At 64.4% G+C, this 22,549-nt stretch carries 21 protein-coding genes; 6 read left to right on the top strand and 15 right to left on the bottom strand.

The window, feature by feature from the left end; genetic code table 11:
• Positions 1-8: 8 nt before the first annotated feature.
• Positions 9-323 carry a LuxR C-terminal-related transcriptional regulator gene (locus BFL43_RS24775; protein WP_084895785.1) on the top strand — a complete coding sequence of 105 codons (315 nt, stop codon included), beginning with the start codon at positions 9-11 and terminating at the stop codon, positions 321-323.
• Between the two features lie 4 nt (positions 324-327).
• Here BFL43_RS24775 and BFL43_RS29610 read toward each other — a convergent pair whose 3' ends face one another.
• From BFL43_RS29610 to BFL43_RS24745, 7 genes are all read right to left on the bottom strand, one after another.
• Positions 328-663 (bottom strand): hypothetical protein, encoded by a 336-nt coding sequence (locus BFL43_RS29610; protein ID WP_240498467.1) that lies wholly within the window; start codon positions 661-663, stop codon positions 328-330.
• Positions 639-1,955 carry an AMP-binding protein gene (locus BFL43_RS24770; protein ID WP_240498466.1) on the bottom strand — a complete coding sequence of 439 codons (1,317 nt, stop codon included), beginning with the start codon at positions 1,953-1,955 and terminating at the stop codon, positions 639-641. The genes BFL43_RS29610 and BFL43_RS24770 overlap by 25 nt, the downstream gene beginning before the upstream one ends.
• On the bottom strand, positions 1,952-2,560 hold the full coding sequence (locus BFL43_RS24765; RefSeq protein ID WP_084895783.1) for a TetR/AcrR family transcriptional regulator: 609 nt from the start codon (positions 2,558-2,560) through the stop codon (positions 1,952-1,954). The genes BFL43_RS24770 and BFL43_RS24765 overlap by 4 nt, the downstream gene beginning before the upstream one ends.
• Positions 2,560-3,897, bottom strand: coding sequence for a cytochrome P450 (locus tag BFL43_RS24760; protein WP_084895781.1), 1,338 nt, complete (start codon positions 3,895-3,897; stop codon positions 2,560-2,562). Before BFL43_RS24760 ends, BFL43_RS24765 begins: the two co-directional genes overlap by 1 nt.
• A gap of 96 nt (positions 3,898-3,993) precedes the next feature.
• Positions 3,994-4,947: an o-succinylbenzoate synthase gene (locus tag BFL43_RS24755; RefSeq protein ID WP_084895779.1), complete on the bottom strand. Its 954-nt coding sequence runs from the start codon at positions 4,945-4,947 to the stop codon at positions 3,994-3,996.
• Positions 4,948-4,957: 10 nt separating this feature from the next.
• Positions 4,958-5,572, bottom strand: a complete 615-nt coding sequence (locus tag BFL43_RS24750; RefSeq protein ID WP_084895777.1) for a TetR/AcrR family transcriptional regulator — start codon at positions 5,570-5,572, stop codon at positions 4,958-4,960.
• Positions 5,569-7,416: an amidohydrolase family protein gene (locus BFL43_RS24745; protein ID WP_084895775.1), complete on the bottom strand. Its 1,848-nt coding sequence runs from the start codon at positions 7,414-7,416 to the stop codon at positions 5,569-5,571. The genes BFL43_RS24750 and BFL43_RS24745 overlap by 4 nt, the downstream gene beginning before the upstream one ends.
• A gap of 122 nt (positions 7,417-7,538) precedes the next feature.
• On the opposite strand from BFL43_RS24745, the gene BFL43_RS24740 reads away from it, so the two are divergent.
• Positions 7,539-7,934 carry a helix-turn-helix transcriptional regulator gene (locus tag BFL43_RS24740; RefSeq protein WP_084895774.1) on the top strand — a complete coding sequence of 132 codons (396 nt, stop codon included), beginning with the start codon at positions 7,539-7,541 and terminating at the stop codon, positions 7,932-7,934.
• Positions 7,935-7,937: 3 nt separating this feature from the next.
• On the opposite strand, the gene BFL43_RS24735 is transcribed toward BFL43_RS24740, so the two are convergent.
• The 3 genes from BFL43_RS24735 to BFL43_RS24725 form a co-directional block, all read right to left on the bottom strand.
• Positions 7,938-8,534, bottom strand: a complete 597-nt coding sequence (locus BFL43_RS24735; protein WP_084895772.1) for an ATP-dependent Clp protease proteolytic subunit — start codon at positions 8,532-8,534, stop codon at positions 7,938-7,940.
• Positions 8,531-9,145: an ATP-dependent Clp protease proteolytic subunit gene (locus BFL43_RS24730; RefSeq protein WP_084895770.1), complete on the bottom strand. Its 615-nt coding sequence runs from the start codon at positions 9,143-9,145 to the stop codon at positions 8,531-8,533. Before BFL43_RS24730 ends, BFL43_RS24735 begins: the two co-directional genes overlap by 4 nt.
• Positions 9,146-9,296: 151 nt before the next feature.
• Positions 9,297-10,112: an SHOCT domain-containing protein gene (locus tag BFL43_RS24725; RefSeq protein WP_240498465.1), complete on the bottom strand. Its 816-nt coding sequence runs from the start codon at positions 10,110-10,112 to the stop codon at positions 9,297-9,299.
• A 220-nt stretch (positions 10,113-10,332) separates the two neighbouring features.
• Here BFL43_RS24725 and BFL43_RS24720 point away from each other — a divergent pair, with 220 nt between their 5' ends.
• Positions 10,333-11,280, top strand: a complete 948-nt coding sequence (locus BFL43_RS24720; protein WP_168176720.1) for a CDP-diacylglycerol diphosphatase — start codon at positions 10,333-10,335, stop codon at positions 11,278-11,280.
• A 160-nt stretch (positions 11,281-11,440) separates the two neighbouring features.
• Here BFL43_RS24720 and tuf read toward each other — a convergent pair whose 3' ends face one another.
• The 5 genes from tuf to BFL43_RS24695 all read right to left on the bottom strand — a co-directional run bounded on the left by tuf (position 11,441) and on the right by BFL43_RS24695 (position 17,954).
• Positions 11,441-12,631: an elongation factor Tu gene (tuf, locus tag BFL43_RS24715; protein ID WP_084837382.1), complete on the bottom strand. Its 1,191-nt coding sequence runs from the start codon at positions 12,629-12,631 to the stop codon at positions 11,441-11,443.
• A gap of 154 nt (positions 12,632-12,785) precedes the next feature.
• Positions 12,786-14,891 carry an elongation factor G gene (gene fusA, locus BFL43_RS24710; protein ID WP_084837383.1) on the bottom strand — a complete coding sequence of 702 codons (2,106 nt, stop codon included), beginning with the start codon at positions 14,889-14,891 and terminating at the stop codon, positions 12,786-12,788.
• Between the two features lie 86 nt (positions 14,892-14,977).
• Entirely contained in the window at positions 14,978-15,448 is a 471-nt protein-coding gene (gene rpsG, locus BFL43_RS24705) for a 30S ribosomal protein S7 (RefSeq protein WP_084837384.1), read from the bottom strand.
• On the bottom strand, positions 15,448-15,822 hold the full coding sequence (gene rpsL / locus BFL43_RS24700) for a 30S ribosomal protein S12 (protein ID WP_023956148.1): 375 nt from the start codon (positions 15,820-15,822) through the stop codon (positions 15,448-15,450). Before rpsL ends, rpsG begins: the two co-directional genes overlap by 1 nt.
• Positions 15,823-16,238: 416 nt before the next feature.
• Complete coding sequence (locus BFL43_RS24695) at positions 16,239-17,954, bottom strand: SulP family inorganic anion transporter (RefSeq protein WP_084895767.1); 1,716 nt, start codon at positions 17,952-17,954, stop codon at positions 16,239-16,241.
• A gap of 99 nt (positions 17,955-18,053) precedes the next feature.
• Between BFL43_RS24695 and BFL43_RS24690 the strand changes: the two genes are divergently transcribed.
• The 3 genes from BFL43_RS24690 to BFL43_RS24680 all read left to right on the top strand — a co-directional run bounded on the left by BFL43_RS24690 (position 18,054) and on the right by BFL43_RS24680 (position 22,509).
• Positions 18,054-19,691 carry a helix-turn-helix domain-containing protein gene (locus BFL43_RS24690; protein WP_084896154.1) on the top strand — a complete coding sequence of 546 codons (1,638 nt, stop codon included), beginning with the start codon at positions 18,054-18,056 and terminating at the stop codon, positions 19,689-19,691.
• A gap of 181 nt (positions 19,692-19,872) precedes the next feature.
• Positions 19,873-21,369, top strand: a complete 1,497-nt coding sequence (locus tag BFL43_RS24685; RefSeq protein ID WP_084895765.1) for an aldehyde dehydrogenase family protein — start codon at positions 19,873-19,875, stop codon at positions 21,367-21,369.
• Between the two features lie 27 nt (positions 21,370-21,396).
• Entirely contained in the window at positions 21,397-22,509 is a 1,113-nt protein-coding gene (locus BFL43_RS24680; protein ID WP_084895763.1) for an NDMA-dependent alcohol dehydrogenase, read from the top strand.
• Positions 22,510-22,549 lie beyond the last annotated feature (40 nt).

Below are 22,549 nucleotides of genomic sequence, written 5' to 3'. Positions count from 1 at the left end.
GCATCTAGATGCATACAGAGGCAAGCGATTCAATCGTCTATTCAGATGAAAAGGCATCGCGGCCCGCACCACTTAGACTCGTTCGCGAAACGAATGAAAAGCCGCAGTTGTCATCTCGCGAAATCGAAGTGTTACTGGCGTGGTTCGACGCCGATTCAAAAGATGCAGCCGCCGCACGACTTTATATCTCAGCCGCAACGGTGAGCACGCACGTGACGCGAATACGCGCCAAATATGCCGCCTGTGGCAGGCCCGCCAAAACCAAATCGAGTTTGTTCGCCAGGGCCGTCCAGGACGGGTACACGCGGCTCGAAGACTGGTGAGCGCTCAGCGCGACATGTGTTCGGCGGCCAGAGCGTCGAGGGTCGACTTCGTGACCTTCCCCTGGGCTCCGCGCGGTAGCTCGGGGACCACGATCACCTCGCGCGGGACGCGCGAGCGGGACAGCTCGGTGCCGACGTAGTGCTTGATTTCCGTCTCGGTGACCGCGGCGCCGTCACGGGTCACGACGAAGGCGCGCAGGCGTTGTCCGAAATCGGGATCGGCGACCGCGATGACTGCGGCGTCGACGAGGTCGGCGTGCCGCCCGAGCGCCAGCTCGACCTCTTCAGGGAAGACGTTCTCCGCGCCGGAGACGATCATGCCGTCGCTGCGACCCTCCACGAACAGCCGTCCGGCGAATCGAAGTGACCGGTGTCCCCGGTCGAGAGCATGCCGCCGAGCGTCTCTTTACTGGTGCCATTGGTGTACGTGCTGATCTGGCTACCCGACCGGACGAAGATCTGACCGGTCTGTCCGTTGGGCACCGGAACGCCGTCGCCGATGATCGCCACGGTGACTCCCAGCGGTGGACGACCGGCGGTGGTCGGTGCCGCGGCCAGATCCTCCGGGGTCGCGATAGTGATGTAGGACGCCTCGGTGGCGCCGTAGAGGTTGTGGAGTACCGCGCCGAATCGGGCTTGTACCGAGCGCACCACTGACTCGTCGAGCTTCGCCCCACCGGAGGCGATCATGCGCAGTCGCTTCCGATCGACCCGGTCGAGATCATGATCGTTTAGATCCATCAGACGCCGCAGCATCGTGGGCACCATCATCACCGCGGTGCAGCGATTCTCGACCAACAGATCGAGTGAGGCCTCCGCCTTGAATCGTCGGTCCATGACGACGGTGGCGCCCGTCAGCAGACACACCATGGTGGCCAGCAGCCCCCAGCCGTGGAAAGCGGGCGCACACATGAGCACGGTGTCCGACCCACGGATCGGGATCTTCGACACGAACCCCGCAGGCAGCGACATCGCCGGGCCGCCGTCGCGGGGCGCGCCCTTCGGCGCTCCCGTGCTGCCGCTGGTGAGGATCACCAGCGAGGACCTCGACGTCGGGGCCTGCGGCAGTGCTGTGGAATTGCCCGCCACCAGCCCATCCACCGTCGCGGACTCGGTCGCTTCATCCGTCCACGCCACATACCGGCGCACGCCCGCATCGACGAGTTCGAGGACTACGGCGAACTCCGCGTCGTGCAGGATCACATCCACCCGTTCGCGGGATACCACCTCAGCCATCTGCTTGGCCCCGAGGTCGGTGTTCAATAGCACCACTCGGGCGCCGAGACCGATTGCGGACAGCAGGCCGATCACGGCATACCGGCTGTTGCGGCACATCACCCCGACCGTCGGCTGACCCTCGGGCGCCAATACCTCGCGTAGTCCGTTGATGACCCCGTGGCACTGCTCCGCGAGACCGTTGTAGGTGACCTCACCGTGGGGGTCGACGATCGCGACCCGCTCGCCATACATCGCGGCGTACACGGCGGGCCCGGAGGCCTCACCGGCCCGGCGGCGCAACCTCGCAACCTGGGGCAGCAGCTTGACGCCGGGTAATGCGCCCGCCCGCCCCAGCTCTCGAACCGCCAGCAGTTCCGCCTTCAGATGGTGGACCTTCGCCACCGGTCCTCTCACCACACCATCGGCGCAAGGTAGCGCTGAGCGAAGTCGCGTACCGACTCCGGCTCGGACCGCGCCTCGTCGATCGACGGGGTGTCCAGGTACGAGATGACCAGCCGAACAAGGATTTCGGTCACCGCATGCAGGTCTTCATCTGGCATCTGGGCCCCTGCGCCGCGCAGGGTCTGCATGATCCGCCCGGTGACGATCTCGATGAACAGACCGGTGACCGAGTTCGTGATGCCCTTGAGCGCGTCCCGTTCGTCGACCATCATCCTGCGGATGAGCGGGTCTTCGTTGACCAGTTCTGCGCCTGCGAGGAAGGCCTCGACCACGGCCTCCTGCGGCCCGTGCCCGACGGTGGCCTCCTCGAGGACGACCATGCCGTCGAGGTAGATCCGCTCGGCCACGCCGAGCAGGAGTGCTTCCTTGTTCGGGAACCGCCGGTACAGGGTGCTCCTGCTCACGCCCGCCCGCTTGGCGACGTCGTCGACCCCGGTACGCCGGATGCCGTTCTCCTCGAACTCTTTTCGCGCCGCCTGCAGGATCGCGCCTTCTTGCTCACGCGGTGAGGCGGTGTTGCGGACCTTGCGTGCGGGGCGAGTCGGTGACTGCGGCATCAGACGCGCCGCACCGTCACTGGGAGGTTGTCCTTGGGCACCGGCAGCGCACTGAAATCCATCGGCATCGTGTAGTCCGCCGGAACCGACCACTCGAATCCACGTAGCAGCTGATGCATGATCGTCCGAATCTCCATCTGGCCAAAATACAGCCCGATGCACTTGTGCACCCCACCACCGAACGGCGACCACGCCATCCGGTGCGACTTGTCCTCGCGACGCTCGGCAGTGAAACGCTCGGGGTCGAATACGTAGGGATTCGACCAGTACTCGGCGTCGTAGTGATTGGTCAGGCTCGGCACCGTGACGATCGAGCCCTTGGGCACATAGTGCCCGAGGACCTCGGTGTCCTTGATCGCCATGCGCGGCTGCCCCGGCACCGGCGCGCACATGCGCAGCGACTCCTTCATGATGATGTCGAGGTCGGTCATCTTGGCCAGATCTTCGTACGCGAGTTCGGGACCGAGTTCCAGTGACTGGGCGCGGGCGCGCTCCTGCCACTCGGGCGACTTGGCCATGCGATAAGCCATCTGTGTCAGCGTCATCGTGGAGGTGTCGTGCGCAGCCATCAGCACGAAGATCATGTGATTGACCACGTCTTCGTCGGTGAACCGGTGACCTTCTTCGCTCTCGGCGTGGCACAGCACCGAGAACAGGTCAGGCGACTCCCCCGCCCGCTTCTCGGCAATGTGACTCATGAAGAACTCTTCGAGTACCTTGCGCGAGCGCAGACCCTTCCGCCACCGACCACCCGGCACCGGACGCCGCACCAGCGCGACCCCCGCCCGCACGGTGTCGATGAAGGCCTTGTTGATCCGATCGGCCTCGGCCTGCGGCAACTCCAGACCCATGAAGACCTCGAGGGCGACGTCGAGCGTGAGGGCCTTGAACTGACTGAAGAGCTTCACCTCACCCACCGGGAACTGCTTGACGCGCTCGGTGATCATGGGCTGCATCTCCTGCATGTAACCCTTGAGGACGGGCTGGGTGAATGCCTGCTGCAGGATCAGGCGATGGTGCCGGTGCTCTTCGAAGTCGAGGAGCATCACGCCACGGTTGAAAAACGGGCCGATGAAGAAACTCCAGGCAGGGCCGTTCGCGAACGCCTTGTCCTTGTTCATCAGGATCTGATCGGCCGCCTGCGGACCACGGCAGGTCACCAACTTCTGCCCGAACGCATTGATGAACGAGACCCGCCCGAACTCGGACTGCTGAGCGTCGGCGAAGGCGAACGGATCGCGGCGCATCCTCAGGATCTGGATCGCGCCGTTGGTCTTCGACCCGTGGACCGATTTCAGACCGCTGTCAGATGGTGCCTGCGCCAGGATGACCGACATATACCAAACCTCCGCTGTGGCTGAACGTCCCCTGTTGGAACGTTTTGCGAAAATTGTATCTTCTGTCGGTGACGAAGGCCACTACCGGTTGTCCGGCTATCCGTTCAGAAGTGCGTGGCAGCGTCGTAAACGGTCCAACCACCAGCGGGTTCGTGCTGCATCAGCCCGCGGGAGGGCCGCCACGTCGACGTCGACCGTTCGGGGCGTCAGCAATCCGCCGTCCGGGACAAACGGCTCGGCAACGTCGGTGGTGAACAACCCTCCGGTGCCGAGCCCACACGCCAACTCGAGATCCGGCAGCGCCGCCGCCGCGGCCACCCCCGCGGAGATCCCGACCGCCGAGTCGAGGGCGCTGGAGATGACGACGGGTATCGGGATGTCCGATGCGAGCTGGAGAACGCGCCGCATCCCCCCGAGCGGGGCGACCTTGAGGACGGCGACATCAGCGGCACCCGCAGCGATCACCCGTAGCGGATCCGCTACCCGGCGGATGCTCTCATCTGCGGCTATCGGTGTCGTCGTGGCCCTGCGCACCTGGGCAAGTTCCTCGATCGTCGCGCAGGGTTGCTCCGCGTATTCCAGCTCACCGAGTGCACGCAGAGCTGTGATCGCTTGCTGCACAGTCCATTTTCCGTTGGCGTCCACGCGGACGTTGGTGATGTGCTCGCGTACGGCCTCGACCCTGGCCACATCGTCGGCGAGGGTCTGGCCCTCCTGCGCCACCTTGACCTTTGCGGTATGCGCACCAGGGAATCGGGCAACCACGTCCGCGACCTGATCTGCGGGAATCGGGGGGATCGTGGCGTTGACGGGGACCGCCGCGCGCACGGCCGGCGGCGGACCCTCGTAGGCCGCTTCGATACCTGCTGCCAGCCACGCCGACGCCTCGACGTCGTCATATTCCTGGAACGCCCCGAACTCACCCCAGCCCGCGGGACCGCGGAAGATCATCACCTCGCGAACCGTGATCCCCCGAAAACGCATTCGCATCGGCAACGCGACGACAGCAGCCGAGGACGCGAGATCGGAGTACGACGGCCCTGCGGGCATCGGCGTCGACCTATCCCGAGAGCCCGGCGAGCCAGCCGAGGACGAGTTCGAGGCGCGCATCGTCGAGTGCGGGCTGCGGATTGACCGCTGCGGCAACGGATTCACCGTCGAAAAGGTGAACCACCGTCAGAGCAACCACCTCGATCTGACCCGGGGGCAGTCCCTGTACCGCAGGTATCGTCCTGGCGAAGTCGGCGATCTGCGTGTGATATTCGGCCAGCATGGGAGCAAGGCGTTCGCGCAGGCCTGCGTCGGTACGGGCCGCCACCAGCAGCTCGTACCAGGCGCCGTTCACCGGGGCCCGGCAGGCGGCCCGGACCAGCAACAGACAGTCGGACAGGGTATCGGTCCCCAGCATGGCGAGGCTTTGGGAGAACGCCTCGAATTGCCTGCGCCGCACTTCGTCGGCGGCCGCGATCACCAGGTCCAGTCGAGTCGGGAAATGCCTGAACAGCCCGCCTTGCGAGACCCCACTTCGACCACAGATCTCACTGATCGTGCTGCGCTGGTAGCCGATCTCGCACAGCGAGCTCACGCAGGCATCGACCAGCCGGGCCTTGGTCGCGTCCCGGCGCTGCTGCTGGGTCCGTCGGCCATCCCCGGTGGTGTCCGTGGCAGGGGTCATCCAACCACCGTGTGCCTGAGCTGTTCGGGCTGATTCTTCACCGTGCCGCGCGGCTGGCCCGCGCGCAGGAACTGACCGCTGCGCAGTGTGGTTCCGAATCCGGGAGCGAAATCGCCGCGGCCATAAAGGTATTCGCCGGCGACGACTGTGGCGGTCACCGCATCGTCGTTGCGATTCACCATCCGCTTGATTCCTCCGAATTCGGGCATCGATTCTTCAGCGTATTCCTTCGTCTGGTCGGTGAGGCCGGCCGGGTCGACGACGACGAAGTCCGCACGATCACCGATCCGCAAGAATCCAGCGTCCAGGCCGTAGAACTCACCGAGTTCGCCGGTGAGTTTGTGAATTGCTTCTTCGATCGTGAGGAACGGCGTCCGAGCCCCGTGTTCGGCCTCTTTCACCCGCTGCAGCAGCTTGATCCCGTAGTTGTAGAAAGCCATGTTGCGCAGGTGCGCACCGGCATCGGAGAAACCGATCGTGACGCCCTTCTGTTTGATCAGCCAATCGGCGATCTCGGGTCGGTCATTGGTGATGACCGTGTGCCAGCGGAAGGCAGTGCCGTATTCGACCACGAGGTCGAGGAACATGTCCGTGCTGTGGATCCCGCGCTCGCGAGCCACCTGCTCGATCGTCTTGCCGATCATCGAGGCGTCGGGGCAGTCGCTGATCTCGGCGTCGTCGAAGTCGCGATGCCAGATGCGCGAACTTAACTTCTTCTCGAAGTCTTCGCGGAACCAGCGGCGATACTCCGGATCGGACAGCAGATCGTTGCGCCCCATCTCCTCCCGCAGGTGCAGAGCGGCACGGCCGGAACCGAATTCCTCGAACACCACGAGATCGATGCCATCGCTGTAGACCTCGAACGGGACCGGCAGATGCTGCCATCGCAGCGCACCGCGACCGATGTCGTTCGCGAGAGTCGCGATCGGACCGAAGATCCGGCGCACCCAACGATCCGATTTGGCGTCGGCGGCCGCGAGCACCGAGGTGCGCAGCGGTTTGCGGCCGAGCCCCGTACTGCCCGCGAGGAAGAAGAGGATGTCGTACTTGGTGTTCAGGTTCGGGATCGTCTGCAAGACCCGATCGCGTCGCCGCAGAATCCGGTTGATCTTGCGGCGTTCACTCCAGTGCGCATACACCGACGGTAGGCACCGGGACCGGTAGCGGTCGCCGTCGAGCTTGTCCCAGGGATTGGTCATCGACGAGACCCCGAGGAACCCGGCGTCGAGCGCGTCCTCGACCGCCGTGCTGATCGCGGCCATCTCCGAGCGGCTCGGCTTGTGCGCACGATCCGTGGCTAGTCCCAGCCCCATCACCGATGCGCGGATGTCCGAATGACCGAGGAAGGCCGCGATGTTCGGTCCCAGCGCCAGCGACTCGAGCGACTCGATGTACGACGCGGGGTCCGTCCAGTCCTTGCCCTGCTCGAGGGCCTTGATCACGTGGTCACGCGGCAGCGCCTCGACCCGACTGAACAGGTCGGCAGCATCGACCGGAGTCGTATAGACCGTCGACAGCGAGCAGTTCCCGATGATCGCGGTGGTGACGCCGTGCCGGATCGACTCGCCGAGTCCGGGGGCGACGAGCACCTCGGCGTCGTAGTGGGTATGGACATCGATGAACCCGGGCATGACCCACTGACCGCCGGCCTCGATGACCTTGGTGTCGGGTCCGACCGGCAGCGGTGCGTTGGAGACCTCGATGACCCTGCCACCGCGGATCCCTAGGTCGCGGCGCAGGCCGGGTGCCCCCGTCCCGTCGAACCAGGTTCCCCCACGGACGACCATGTCGAATCGACTGCCGTCGTCGCCCACCGATCCCGTTGTCTCCAGCTGCAGACTCATATGTGACCTCCATCACTCACGGCGAAGGTAACATAGAGAGTGACCGCTCGCAAAGATTCTCGGAATTCTGCCCAGAGCAGATACCCGCACCACCGGGCGGGTTTTCGAACTACGTTCGGATCATGGGCGACACCTCGAGGACTCTCCCCGGCCGCGGGGACCGCACGTTCACTCCCTTCCGGCAAGACGAGCTGTGGCGCAGCGTGCTCGGGTCGTACTTACGCGCCGAGCGCACCGCCCAGGGACGAATCCTCACCGACATCGCAGCGGAGGCCGGGGTGTCGCCGCAGTACCTCTCTGAGATCGAACGCGGGCGCAAAGAGCCCTCGTCCGAGATCTTGTCCGCGGTCACCGGCGCTCTCGGCCTCACGTTGCTCGACGTGACCAGGGGCGTCGCGATGTTGCTCGAACACGCGCAGTCGCGGCCCGTCGTCGCTGTCGGCGGCATCCGCCGCGGAGCCCGCCCGACCGCCACGAGTCCGGTGACCGGGCGCGCGAACCTTCGGATGGTGTCCTGACCGTCACCGCCGAGGCCTGGTCAAGAGCACCTCGTCGGCCAGCCCGTACTCGACCACTGCCGCGGCGGGCAGGATCAGGTCGCGATCGGTGTCGTGGCGCAGCGTGTGCAGATCCTTCCCGGTGTGCCTGGCCAGCAGTTCCTCCAATTCCGAACGCACCCGCACCACCTCGTCCGCGTGGATGATGAGGTCGGGAATGGAGCCCTGTCCCTGGATGGACGGCTGGTGCAGCACCACCCGCCCGTGACCCAAGATCCCGCGTTGTCCGGGGGCGCCTCCTGCGAGCAGCACTGCTGCGGGTCCACCGGCCTGCCCGACGCAGGTCGTGGCGACCTCGGAGCGGATGTACTGCATGGTGTCGTACACGGCCAGCATCGCCTCGGGTGATCCACCCGCAGAATTGATGTAGAGGTTGATCGGCAGATCCGCACTGTCCGACTCCAGATGCAGCATCTGGGCGATCAGGACGTTGGCCACCCCGTCGTCGATCTCGGTACCCAGGTACACGATCCGCTCGGACAGCAGCCGGCTGTACACATCCATCGACCGTTCACCGCCCGCGGTCTTCTCGACCACGTACGGAATCGTGTAGCCGCTCATCGCCGGCCTCCCAACGCCGCGGGGCGTGAATACGCCGGATAGATGTCCTCGACGCCATCAATGACCCTGTCTATGAACCCGTAGTCCGCGGCTTGTTCTGCGGTGTACCAACGGTCCCGGAGTGAGTCCGTCCAGATCTGCTCGGCCGGACGACCCGTGTTCGCCACGATCAGAGCGAGCACGGTGTCGCGGGTGTGCCGCAGATCGTCTGCCTGCAACTCGACGTCGACAGCGGTGCCGCCGATGCCGGATGAGCCCTGGTGCATGAGGATTCGCGAGTGGGTCAAGGCGTACCGCTTACCGGGAGTACCCGCCGATAGCAGGAACTGCCCGGCACTCGCGGCGATACCGAGGGCAAGCGTGCTCACGTCGTTGGGGATGGCACGCATGACGTCCATGATGGCCAGCATCGCCGGAACCGACCCGCCGGGCGAATTGATCCAGAAGCTGATGTCTTTGTGGGAGTCTTCGGCCGAGAGCAGCAGTAGTTGGCTACAGAGTCGGTTGCCGAGTTGCTGATCCAGCTGGTCGCCGAGCACGATCACGCGTTGATGAAAAAGTCTGATGACCAGTTCGTCGTCGATGGGGCTGGGCGTTTTGTCATCCGTCATGCACCTATCCTGCGTGGCGGATGGTGATCACGAAAGCCGTTGCTGCCGTGAGCAGTTCTGCCCTCAGCAGCAAAACGAATTCGCGCCACTTGCCTGCGTACGCGCCGGTTGCAACCGGCGCGTACGCACGTATCTGGCGCGAATTCCGGGTTCAGAGCTCGCCGAGAATCCGGGTTCGCACCGCCTGGTACTCGGCGTCGCTGATGTTTCCGGCGCCGCGCATCGCCTCGAGTTCGGCCAGCCGCTGGCTCGGGCTTCGTGGCGGCGCAGGAGGTGCGGCGTAGTCGACCTTCCGCAGGTCCGGACGACCCGCGGGTTGACCTCCGACGCGGCGCACGATGTCCATGACCTGCTGGCGCGCCACCGGATTGGAGCGAAGATCGACGGTGCCACCGAAGGGGATGTTGTTGTTCTTGAACACGCTCATGATCTCCATGAGGGCATCCGATTGCCCGGACAAGTCGAACTCCCTGCCGGTATCGGTGTCGGTGAACCGCGCCGGGGCCGACCCCGCCAGCAAAGATGTTCGTTGCCAATCGATCTCGAACTGGCCCGAGTACGGGTCGACGAGCACCGCCAGCCGTCGCGCGTTGAGTGCTGCCAGATGCATCAAGGGGACGACAAGCCGTTTGTCGGCCTCGAACGGTGCGATGCCGTCGCCGTGGATGCGGAGCTTCAGCTTCATCATCGGCTGGTTGTTGACCTGCACGTTGGTCTGCTCCACCGACAGCACGTCGGCGACCCCGAGCCGCCCGGTCTGCTCGAGTTCGAACCGCCGGCGCTTACCCCGGTAGGTGAACTGTGCGATGAAGAACGCGATGACGACATCAAGGATGGTGATCGCGAGCCCGGTGTAGAACATCCAGCCCACCATCGGATCGCCGATCACGAAATACGCGACGAGGAAGATCGGTCCGACGATCCCGCACAGCAGCGAGAACGCGAGAATCGGCACGAACGTCCGCATGAAAGTCGGCTCCGTGTCGCTGCTGCCGTGCCCGAAAAGGCCCATCACCCGCCCCTGTTCTCCACGTGTGCAGACAGTATCGCGCACCGCGGTGTACCCGGTCGAGCATGTTGGGTGCGAAGTCATTCGACCGGCAGGATTTCCCTCCAACGACTCACCCGACAAGTCGACTCGGCGCATACTCGATCACAACGCGAGACCACTTGTGGAGGCAACCGCAATGACCGACATCAACCCACCCAGGATCAATCGTCGGCGGATGCTGTCGATCACGGCGACCACTGTTGCCGGACTCGCTGCCGGGGCGCTCGCGTCATCAGGGCCCGCCCACGCAGCGCCGAGTCTGTGCGATCTACCCGGGACCGGGTCGGTCGGGCCGGAACTGTGCGGGCCACTCGGATCCGGCGCCGACTGCGGAGGCTTCAACGACGTCACCCCACCTGGCGTCACCGACCGGCTCTTTTTGTGGGAGCGGGTGAAGAACGTGACTCCCGCCTTCCCCGGCACCAATACCAAGGTGGTGCGAACCAGCGTCTCGATGATCCCTCAACAACCACAGCCGGTGCCGAAGGTCATTCCACCCCCGACCCCGCTGTCAGGTTCAACCAAGCAGGCTTACGCCATCCGGCAGGGTGGCACCCCGGGTGGATCGGGACCCAACAATCGGCTTCTGGTACCCACCCAGCGACTGTCGGGGATCGAGTGTTCCCACATCTGGCAGGGCACCACGCTCAATTTCTGCAAGATCGCCTTCGATGAGGCCAATGCTGCGCCACGCCCGGTAGGAACCGTGCCGGCCATAGGGATCAATTCAAAGGCCGCCCGGCAGCAAGACCAACTCCACATCCACCTGAGCCGCGCGCAGGCAGGCGTGATGAAGAACCTGGAGAGCGCGTTGAAGAAAAACGAGATCAAACTCAAGCAGGCGGACTGGGGCGCGGCGCCGCACGTGACCATTCTCGGCAGAACCTACCGCGTCTTGCACAGGCAGAACCTCAACGACAATCCTTTCCGGCTGATGCTCGACAATGTGGCGCCAAAGAACATGGGAGAACAGATGTTGGCGATCGTTCCGGCACCCCAAGGGGGCTTCTACCTCATCAACAGCGAGGTCAAGGCCCTGCCGGGCGGCACCGGGCAGGTCGACAGCCTCCTTTATTACACGTAACGAGTCCGAAGGTCCCTGAGATCGTCCGTCTGAGGGGTCACCAAGGGTTATATGCCCTTCGCCCCCCGTGAGGTGGACGATCTCAGGGTGAATCCGCTCCCGGACACAGCAAAAACGCCCGACCCCTTGCGGGATCGGGCGTTTTCGGGTGTAGCTGCTACTACTTGTTGATCTTCGTGACGCGACCGGCACCGACGGTGCGGCCACCTTCACGGATCGCGAAGCGCAGGCCCTCGTCCATGGCGACCGGCTGGATCAGCTTGACGGACATCTCGGTGTTGTCACCGGGCATGACCATTTCGGTGCCCTCGGGCAGGGTCACAACGCCCGTCACGTCAGTCGTACGGAAGTAGAACTGGGGACGGTAGTTGTTGAAGAACGGGGTGTGCCGTCCGCCTTCGTCCTTGGACAGGATGTAGGCCTGTCCTTCGAACTCGGTGTGCGGGGTGGTGGTGCCCGGCTTGATGACAACCTGTCCACGCTCGACATCTTCGCGCTTCAGACCACGCAGCAGCAGACCGGCGTTGTCGCCTGCCTGTGCCGAGTCGAGAAGCTTGTGGAACATCTCGATACCGGTGACGGTGGTCTTGGTGCTCTTCTCGCGGATGCCGACGATGTCGACTTCCTCGTTCACCTTGACCTCGCCACGCTCCACACGACCGGTGACAACGGTGCCACGACCGGTGATCGTGAACACGTCCTCCACGGGCATCAGGAACGGCTTCTCGGTCTCACGAACCGGCTCCGGGATGCTCTCGTCGACAGCGTCCATGAGCTCTTCGACGGTCTTGACCCACTCGGGGTCACCCTCGAGGGCCTTCAGAGCGGAGACCTTGATGACGGGGGCATCCTCGTCGAACTCCTGTGCAGCGAGAAGCTCGCGCACCTCCATCTCGACCAGCTCGATGATCTCGTCATCGTCGACCATGTCGGCCTTGTTCAGCGCGACCAGGATGTACGGCACGCCGACCTGGCGAGCGAGCAGCACGTGCTCACGCGTCTGGGGCATCGGGCCGTCGGTGGCGGCAACCACGAGGATCGCGCCGTCCATCTGGGCTGCACCGGTGATCATGTTCTTGATGTAGTCCGCGTGACCAGGAGCATCGACGTGGGCGTAGTGACGCTTCTCCGTCTGGTACTCAACATGCGAGATGTTGATCGTGATACCACGAGCCTTCTCTTCCGGAGCCTTGTCGATTTGATCGAACGCAAAGCTCGCGTTGAGATCCGGGAACTTGTCGTGCAACACCTTGGTGATGGCCGCCGTCAGCGTGGTCTTGCCGTGGTCGACGTGACCGATGGTGCCGATGTTCACGTGCGGCTTGGTCCGCTCGAACTTCGCCTTCGCCACTTGATTGTCCTCCTGGACTTGTTGTAGTGACCGGGGTTTTCCTGGTCACTGGGTGTAATCCCACTGCTTGAATATTCAGTTCGTGTCGCAGCAGGTGTTTCTTATCTGCTTTGCGCCGGTGGCGGCGCTATCGCCGAGGCGAGGGGAAGAGTATTCACTCACCCGTTGCTTTGGCAATGATCTCCTTCGACACGTTCGCCGGAACTTCGGCGTACGAGTCGAACACCATGGAGTAGTTCGCTCGGCCCTGGGTCCGTGACCGCAGGTCACCGATGTAGCCGAACATCTCCGACAGAGGAACCAGTGCCTTGACGACACGTGCGCCACTGCGCTCTTCCATGGCCTGGATTTGACCACGGCGTGAGTTCAGGTCGCCGATCACGTCGCCCATGTAATCCTCTGGCGTGGTGACCTCGACGGCCATCAACGGTTCCAGGATCACTGGGCCCGCCATCCGGGCCGCCTCTTTCATGGCGGCCGATCCGGCGATCTTGAACGCCATCTCAGAGGAGTCGACGTCATGGTAGGCGCCGTCCAGCAGAGTGAACTTCAAGTTGACGAGCGGGTACCCGGCGAGCACGCCGTACTGCATTGCGTCCTGCGCGCCGGCATCCACGGATGGGATGTACTCGCGAGGAACGCGGCCACCGGTCACGGCGTTCACGAACTCGTAGGTGGCGCCGTCTTCGGCGTCGACCAGCGGTTCGAGCTTGACGATGACCTTGGCGAACTGCCCGCTTCCGCCCGTTTGCTTCTTGTGGACGTAGTCGTGCTTCTCAACCGTCTTGCGGATGGTCTCTCGGTAGGCAACCTGCGGCTTACCGACATTGGCCTCGACCTTGAACTCCCGCTTCATGCGGTCGACCAGGATGTCGAGGTGGAGCTCGCCCATACCGCCGATGACGGTCTGGCCGGTCTCGTCGTCCAGCTTGACAGAGAACGTGGGGTCCTCTTCGGCCAGTTTCTGGATGGCGACACCCAGCTTTTCCTGGTCCGACTTGGTCTTCGGCTCGATCGAGACGTTGATGACCGGGTCCGGGAAGCTCATCGATTCCAGGACGATCGGCGCATTCGAGTCGCACAAGGTGTCACCGGTGGTGGTGTCCTTGAGGCCGATCATCGCGTAGATGTGGCCCGCCGTGGCATCCTCGACCGGCATTTCCTTGTTGGCGTGCATCTGGAACAGCTTGCCGATGCGCTCTTTCTTGCCCTTGGTGGCATTGAGCACGCCGGTGCCTGCCGTGATGTGTCCGGAGTAGACACGCACGAATGTCAGCTTGCCGAAGAACGGATGCGAGGCGATCTTGAACGCCAGCGCCGCGAACGGCTCCTCGGACGAGGGCTTGCGCGACAGGATCTCTTCTTCGTTGCCGACCGCGTGACCTTCCACAGAGGGAACGTCGAGCGGGGACGGCAGGTAGTCGATGACCGCGTCGAGCATGGGCTGGACGCCCTTGTTCTTGAACGCCGAACCACACAGCACCGGGTACAGCTGACGGGTGACCGTCAACTTGCGGATCGCCGCCTTGACCTCGGGGATGGTGACTTCTTCGCCGCCGAAGTACTTTTCGAGAAGAGCTTCGTCGGTCTCTACGACCGTCTCCATCATCTTCTCGCGGTACTCCTTGGCCTTCTCCAGCAGATCGGCCGGGATCTCCTCGATGGTCGGCTCGGCACCGGTCGGCACGACGCCGCGCCAGGTGATGGCCTTCATCTCGATGAGATCGACGACACCGTCGAAGTCGTCCTCGGCACCGATCGGCAGCTGGAGAACCAGCGGCTTGGCACCGAGACGCTCTTCGATGGTGCGCACCGTGAAGTAGAAGTCGGCGCCCAGCTTGTCCATCTTGTTGACGAAGCAGATACGGGGAACTTCGTACTTCTCGGCCTGCCGCCAGACCTGCTCGGACTGCGGCTCCACGCCCTCTTTACCGTCGAACACCGCGACAGCACCGTCGAGCACACGCAGGCTTCGCTCCACCTCGACGGTGAAGTCGACGTGCCCGGGGGTGTCGATGATGTTGATCTGGTTCTTGTTCCAGAAACAGGTCACCGCAGCGGAGGTGATGGTGATACCCCGCTCCTTCTCCTGCTCCATCCAGTCGGTGGTCGACGCGCCGTCGTGCGTCTCACCGATCTTGTAGTTGACGCCGGTGTAGAAGAGGATTCGCTCGGTGGTGGTGGTCTTGCCGGCATCGATGTGGGCCATGATGCCGATGTTGCGAACCTTGTTGAGGTCGCTGAGCACTTCCTGTGCCACTTGATTCCCTTCGGGAAGTTTTCTGACTGAACACTGTCTTGACTGCGAGCGCGACTACTGCGCCCACCGAAGCAAGCTTCGGAAGGTCACCAGCGGTAGTGCGCGAATGCCCGGTTGGCCTCGGCCATCTTGTGGGTGTCCTCGCGACGCTTGACTGCTGCGCCCAAACCATTGCTGGCGTCGAGGAGCTCGTTGGCGAGACGCTCGACCATGGTCTTCTCACGACGCTGCCGGGAGAAGGTGACCAGCCAACGCAGTGCCAACGTGTTGGCGCGGCCCGGCTTGACCTCGATGGGCACCTGGTAGGTGGCACCACCGACGCGGCGGCTCTTGACCTCGAGTGCGGGGCGGACGTTGTCCAGCGCACGCTTGAGGGTGACGACCGGATCGGTGCCGGTCTTCTCGCGAGCCTGCTCGAGCGCCTTGTAGACGATGCGCTCGGCGGTCGACTTCTTGCCGTCCAGCAGGATCTTGTTCACCAGCTGGGTGACCAGCGGGCTGCCGTAGACGGGGTCGTTGATCAGTGGGCGCTTCGGCGCGGGTCCTTTACGTGGCATCAGCCCTTCTCCTTCTTCGCGCCGTACTTGCTGCGGCCTTGCTTGCGGGCCTTGACACCCTGGGTGTCGAGCGAGCCGCGGATGACCTTGTAACGCACACCCGGGAGGTCCTTCACACGACCACCGCGAACGAGCACCATCGAGTGCTCCTGCAGGTTGTGGCCTTCACCGGGGATGTAAGCGGTCACCTCGACCGAGCTGGTGAGACGAACACGTGCCACCTTCCGGAGCGCGGAGTTCGGCTTCTTCGGAGTGGTGGTGTAGACGCGAGTGCAGACGCCGCGTCGCTGCGGGCTGCCCTTCAGCGCTGCCGTCTTCTGCTTGGCAGGCTTGTCGTGACGGCCCTTGCGGACCAGCTGGTTGATAGTTGGCACTGAGAGTTCTTCCTTTGGTTGGCGTTCTTCGTACTCTGCTGCGGTTTCTGCTCCGGGCAAGTTCCCGATCAGATCGGAACCTCCGCAGTACGCCCCACCAGAACAAAAGCCCTGGTCAGATGTGGCCTTCCCTACCCCACAGTCGGGCGTGTCGAAATTGCCCAGCGCGGTAGTTGAAGGCACGCAGATGGGACCCGGCCGTATCTAGACGAAAGCGGAGGCCGAGCACCAGCGGTCAACTGTACCGACCAGCGATGCCCAGGTCAAAATCGCTCGATACCACAGCTGACCGCGCGAATCCCGCTGTTCGGCGATGGTGTCGCGAGGCTTTCGGTGGCGGTCTGCGACCAACGTGCAGGCAGAGGCCTGATACGGCGTTTACAACCACTGCGAGCGCAGTTCCATTCCGTCGGCGCTCAGTCGTCCGAGCGAGTCCGGAAGGCCTCGACCGCGGCGTCGATGGTCGGGTAGAATTGCGAGGCATCGAACCGGTCCCCGACCCCGACCCCGAACCGGACGAGCCGGTCCTTGATCGGGCCCTTCATCTCCGCGAACACCAACGTGATGCCCTTGCTCTCGAGATAGGTGTCGAGGTCGACCACTTCGTCCACCGCCGTCGTGTCCAGTCCGGTGAGCGGTTCGGCGGCGACGACAACCCACTGGACGGGCTCCTCTGCGGCCGCCACCACCGAGCGCACGTAGTTGTCGAAGATGTCGCCGTTCGCGAAGAACAGCGGAGCATCAAAACGCACCAACACCAATCCCGGGATGCGCCGACCCTCGGGGTGCCGTTCGACGTCGTGGAAGCCCTGTTGATCGGTCGTCTCGACCAGTTCGGTGCGGTACGGCTGCCACGCGCGAGCGACTACTGCGACGAACGAGAGGCCGATCGCCACCAGGATGCCCTGTAGGACCCCGACCAGGGCGACGCCCAAGAATGCTGCGGCCGCGAGACCGAACTCGATCCTGCTCATCCGCCACATGCGGACCATCCCGGAGACATCGACCAGGGCCATCGCCGCCACGATCACCACGGCGCCCAGCGTCGCGTCGGGGAGGTACTTGGTGACGCCGGGCGCAACCAGGATGAACACCAGGACCGCGAGGGCTCCGACCACACCGGCCAGTTGGGTCTTGGCTCCGCTCTGTTCGGCCACCGGGGTCCGCGATCCGCTCGCGGAGATGGGGAATCCGCTGAACATCCCCCCGGCGATGTTGGCGACGCCGATCGCCTTCATCTCGGTACTGCCGTTCACGTCTTGCCCGTGGCGCGCGGCGAAGGTTCGGGACAGCACACCGGTGTCGGCGAACGCGATCAACGCGATGCCGGCGGCGGGCCCGATGAGCTCGGCCACGTCGCCCCAGTCGACGCCGCCGAAGGAGGGCAACGGCATTCCCTCCGGCAGCGCGCCGACCATCCCGATGTCGTCGACCAGCCCGAAGGCGGCCGACACGATGATCGCCACGATTACCGCCACGAGCACGCCGGGGACCTTCGGTATCCAGATGCGGAACGCGATGATGATGGCCAGTGAGCCGAACCCGACGCCGGCGGCGATGGGATCGATGTCGCCGCCCGCGATGGCCTTCAGCGTCTCCCAGACCTCGCCGATCAGGTTGTCAGCGTCGACCGAGAAGCCGAGCAACTTGGGTAGCTGGCCCACGACGACGATCAGGGCGATCGCGTTGAGGTAGCCGAGCCGGATGGGCTTCGACAGGAGGTCGGTGACGAACCCGAGTCGCAGAAACCCACCGAGTAGCAGGATGAGGCCGACCAGCACACCGAGAACGCCGGCCAACGCCAGTGCATCCTCGGGATCGTCGGTCACCGCCAGGGGTAGGACGGCCGCGGCGATCAGCGGCGCCAGCGATGAATCAGGTCCGAGGACAAGGATTTTCGACGGTCCCACGATTGCATAGGCCAGCAACGGGACGATGGTGGCGTAGAGACCCGCGTATGCGGGCAACCCGGCCGCCTCCGCATACCCCATCCCGGCGGGGATGAGCAGGGCGGTCAGGACGAGACCGGCGGTGATGTCCGGGCGCAGCCATTCCCGCCGATACGCCCGCGCGGTGGCGATTCCCGGTAGTCGCGCCAAGCCGGCGGTCCACACGACGTCTAGGGGTCTCATCGGCGTCTCCTCGGACTAGGGCAGATCAGACATGCGTCGGTGTAGAACGTCAACTCTCGGCGGAAACGTGCGCTGGCGGGAGTACCATCGAACGTGATCATGACCACAGGATCCAACTCCCCGGTAGACCGTCCCGTCATCGCTCAATCATGGCGACGGTCGCAGATGAGCGGACTGCATCCGGAGGATTCGCCGGATGTTCGGCCGGTGTCGATCTCCGCCCGCGACCATCCGCTGCTCCGGGCGGCGAGCCCGGTGCTCGATGAGGTCGCACATCAGCTCGCCGATTCCGACACCGCGATCCTTCTCGTGGACTCCGATGCACGGCTCGTGTCCCGGACCTTCGGTGGCGTCCGCGTCGAGCGCGTGATGGAGTCCGTCGGCGCCGTCAGCGGAGTCGGGTTCGCCGAGGACGCGATGGGCACCACCGCGCTCGGCACTCCGCTGGAGATCCGCGGTGGCATCACGATCAACGCGTCCGAGCACTTTCTCGATCAGTTCAAGGCGATCAGCTGCTACGGCCGACCGATTCTGCATCCGGTGTCGCGGCGCCTCGAGGGCATCATCTGCATGAGCAACCTCGAGCAGACCGTCAATCCGTTGTTCGCACCCTTCGTCGACCGGATCGCCGGCGACATCGAGCAACGACTGCTCGACAATTCACGGGCGCGTCAGCTCGCGGTGGTCGAAGCCTTTCAGCGGGTGGCTCCGAGGCGCGATGTTGCCGTGGTGGCGATCGGCGACGACCTGCTGCTCACCAACGCGCTGGCCGCCGACATCCTGGCTTCCGCCGACTTCGGTACGCTCCGGGCCGTCGCCGCCGACCTCGGCGCGCGCGAACGCAGCACGAAGATGACGCTGTCGTCGGGCAACGCGGTGGACTTGATCGCCAACCAGGTTCCCGGCAGCGCCGGCGGTGCACTGTTCCGGATCCGGCCGAGCGAGTTCTCACGGGTCGTGGTCCCCCGCAAACAGCCGTCCTCCGACCCGGTCGTACCCGTTGCACCGCGAACGGGCTGGACCCACGCCGCCGTCACGGGGGAACCGGGTACCGGACGCACCAGCGCGGCATCGGAACTCGTAGGCGACCGATCGGCCCGGGTCATCGACGCCGCCGGTCTTCTCGGCAGCGGCCGCGCCGGCGACCTCGCGACGGCGTTGGGCGCCGACGACGCTGTCGTGGTCGAGAACGTGCATCTACTCGACCCGGTCGGCCTCAACGCGCTGCGGGCCGCAATTCTGGCGGGCGCCGGGACCGTCGTCCTGACCGCTCCCCCCATCGCCGAACTGAGCAGTCCGGTGGCCGCTCTGATCTCCCTGTGCCCCAAACGAATAGACCTCGCTCCCCTCCGCAGGCGCAGTACCGAGATCCCGGCACTCGCGGGCCAGGTGCTCAGCCGGGTCGCGCCGCACGCCCGGCTCGGCGCCGCCGCCGGAGAGGCCTTGCTGGCCTGTGACTGGCCCGGCAATCTCACCGAGCTCACGATGGTGCTGCGAACGGCCGCCGACGAGGCGGGCCGACGCGGCGACACGACGATCACCGTCGCCGATCTGCCGAGTCAGTACCAGACGACGGCACGCGCGCACCGGTTGTCCGGGCGCGACCGAGCCGAACGCGCGGCCATCGTGGACGCAATGAGTGCCTGCGCAGGTAACAAGGTGCACGCAGCGAAGATGCTCGGCATCAGCCGCAGCACGCTGTACACCCGAATCCGGGCCCTCGGCATCGACCACTGATCCGGTCTTGGTGGGTTCTGGCGACCGTTTCCCCAGGTCACGCGCACCAGAACCCACCATTTCCGGATGTCCGGGAGTGTCCGGGGCGGTGTACAAATTCCGGACAGTTACGCATCACACTTCGTTGGCATTATGACGCCAGTCACATAAATGACTGTGCATGCTCAACGAGGAGATGTGAATGACCGCCATTGCCGAACCCCAATTGACCTCCCGGGTCAGGGACTTCGTTTCGACCGACCGCAAGATGCTGATCGGTGGCGAGTGGGTCGACGCCGCGTCCGGCAAGACCTTCACCACCTATGACCCCGCCACCACGGCACCGATCACCGACGTCGCGCACGGCGACGCCTCCGATGTCGACCGCGCTGTCCGCGCCGCTCGCAAGGCCTTCGACGACGGCCACTGGGCCCGGATGAAGCCAAATGAGCGTGAGCGTCTGCTGTGGCGCGTCGGCGACATCCTGTCTGAGCGCGCCGAGGAGTTCGGCCAGCTCGAAGCCCTCGACAACGGCAAGTCCGCGGGTATCGCCGCAGCCGTCGACACCCAGTGGTCGGCCGATATTTTCCGCTACAACGCCGGACTCGCGACCAAGATCTTCGGTTCCACCGTCAACGTGTCGATGCCGTTCGTCCCCGGCGGCGAGTTTCACGCCTACACCCTGCGCGACCCCGTGGGTGTCTGCGGACTCATCGTGCCGTGGAACTTCCCTTTGCTGATGGCCTCGTTCAAGCTGGCCCCCGCACTGGCCGCCGGCAACACCGTCATCCTCAAGCCGGCCGAGCAGACCCCGCTCACCGCGCTACTCCTCGGTGAGGTCTTCGAGGAAGCCGGCTTCCCTCCCGGCGTGGTCAACATCGTCACGGGTTTCGGCGACGCCGGCGCCGCCCTGTCCGCGCATCCCGACGTCGACAAGATCGCGTTCACGGGTTCGACCGAGGTGGGCAAGAAGATCGTCGCGGCGGCGCAGGGGAACCTGAAGAAGGTCTCCCTCGAACTCGGCGGCAAGAGCCCCAACATCGTCTTCGCCGACGCCGACTTCGAGCAGGCCGTCGCCGGCTCGGTGGCCGCGTGGATGTTCAACCACGGTCAGTGCTGCGTCGCCGGCACCCGGCTGTTCGTCGAACGGCCCATCTTCGACGACTTCACCGCGGCGGTGGCCGAGGCCGCATCCAAGGCGAAGATCGGCCCGGGACTCGATCCCACCACCGAGCTCGGACCGCTGATCTCCCAGGAGCAGTTCGACAAGGTGAGCGGTTACCTGGCCCAGGGCCTCGCCGACGGCGCCCGCGCACTGACCGGTGGAAAACGTTGGGGCACCGAGGGTTACTTCATCGAGCCGACCGTGTTCGTCGACGTCGAACCGAGCTTCTCGATCGTCGAGGAAGAGATCTTCGGACCGGTCGTGGCGGCCATGCCGTTCGACGGCGACGACGTCGTCTCTGCTGCGAACAACTCGATCTACGGCCTGGCGGCAGGGATCTGGACCAAGGACCTGTCCAAGGCGCACAAGACCGCCCGAAGGATCAAGGCCGGCTCGGTTTGGGTCAACCAATACAACGGCTTCGACACCGCCATGCCGTTCGGCGGCTACAAGCAGTCCGGTTGGGGACGCGAGCTCGGCAGCTCCGCGATCGATCTGTACACGGAAACCAAGTCCGTCAACATCGCACTCTGACAATCGCATCACGAGAGGGAAATCACAATGAAGACCAAGGCAGCAGTACTCCTCGAAGCAGGCAGACCGTTCGAGATCATGGAACTCGAACTCGACGGGCCCGGCGCGGGGGAGGTCCTCATCAAGTACACCGCAGCCGGTCTGTGTCATTCCGACCTGCACTTGACCGATGGCGATCTTCCTCCTCGCTACCCCATCGTGGGCGGACACGAGGGCTCGGGCATCATCGAAGAAGTGGGCCCCGGCGTCACCAAGGTCAAGCCCGGGGACCATGTGGTCTGTAGCTTCATTCCGAACTGTGGCACCTGCCGTTACTGCTCGACCGGCCGCCAGAACCTCTGCGACATGGGCGCAACAATCCTCGAGGGCTCCATGCCCGATGGTTCCTTCCGATTCCATGGCGACGGTAAAGATTTCGGTGCCATGTGCATGCTCGGAACCTTCGCCGAGCGCGCCACCATCTCACAGCACTCCGTGGTCAAGGTCGACGACTGGTTGCCACTGGAGACCGCGGTACTCGTCGGCTGCGGCGTACCGTCCGGCTGGGGCACGGCGGTGAACGCGGGCAACCTGCGCAACGGTGACACGGCGGTCATCTACGGCATCGGTGGCCTGGGCATCAACGCCGTCCAGGGCGCTGTCGGTGCCGGTTGCAAGTACGTCGTCGTGGTCGATCCGGTGGCTCTCAAGCGGGAGACCGCACTCAAGTTCGGTGCGACACATGCCTTCGCCGACGCGGCCAGTGCTGCCGAGAAGGTCAACGAACTGACCTGGGGCCAGGGTGCAGACGCTGCCCTGATCCTCGTCGGTACGGTCGATCAGGAAGTCGTCTCAGCCGCAACCGCTGTCATCGGCAAGGGCGGCACAGTCGTCATCACCGGCCTCGCCGATCCGACCAAGCTGACCGTGCAGGTCTCGGGCACCGATCTCACGTTGAATCAGAAGACGATCAAGGGCAGCCTTTTCGGCTCGATGAACCCGCAGTACGACATCGTCAAACTGCTCCGGATGTACGACGCCGGGCAGTTGAAGCTCGATGAGCTGATCACGAAGACCTACAGTCTCGAGGAAGTCAACGAGGGATACCAGGATCTTCGCGACGGCAAGAACATCCGAGGTGTCATCCACCACGCGGTCTAGTTCCGCGATGACACCAGGATAGATAGGCAGGGCCCGTACC

Origin of the sequence: Williamsia sp. 1135 (genome assembly GCF_002095395.1) — a bacterium.
Lineage (GTDB): Bacteria > Actinomycetota > Actinomycetes > Mycobacteriales > Mycobacteriaceae > Williamsia.
Note: the sequence above shows the minus strand (reverse complement) of the source record. Positions and strands in the feature narration are given on the sequence as shown.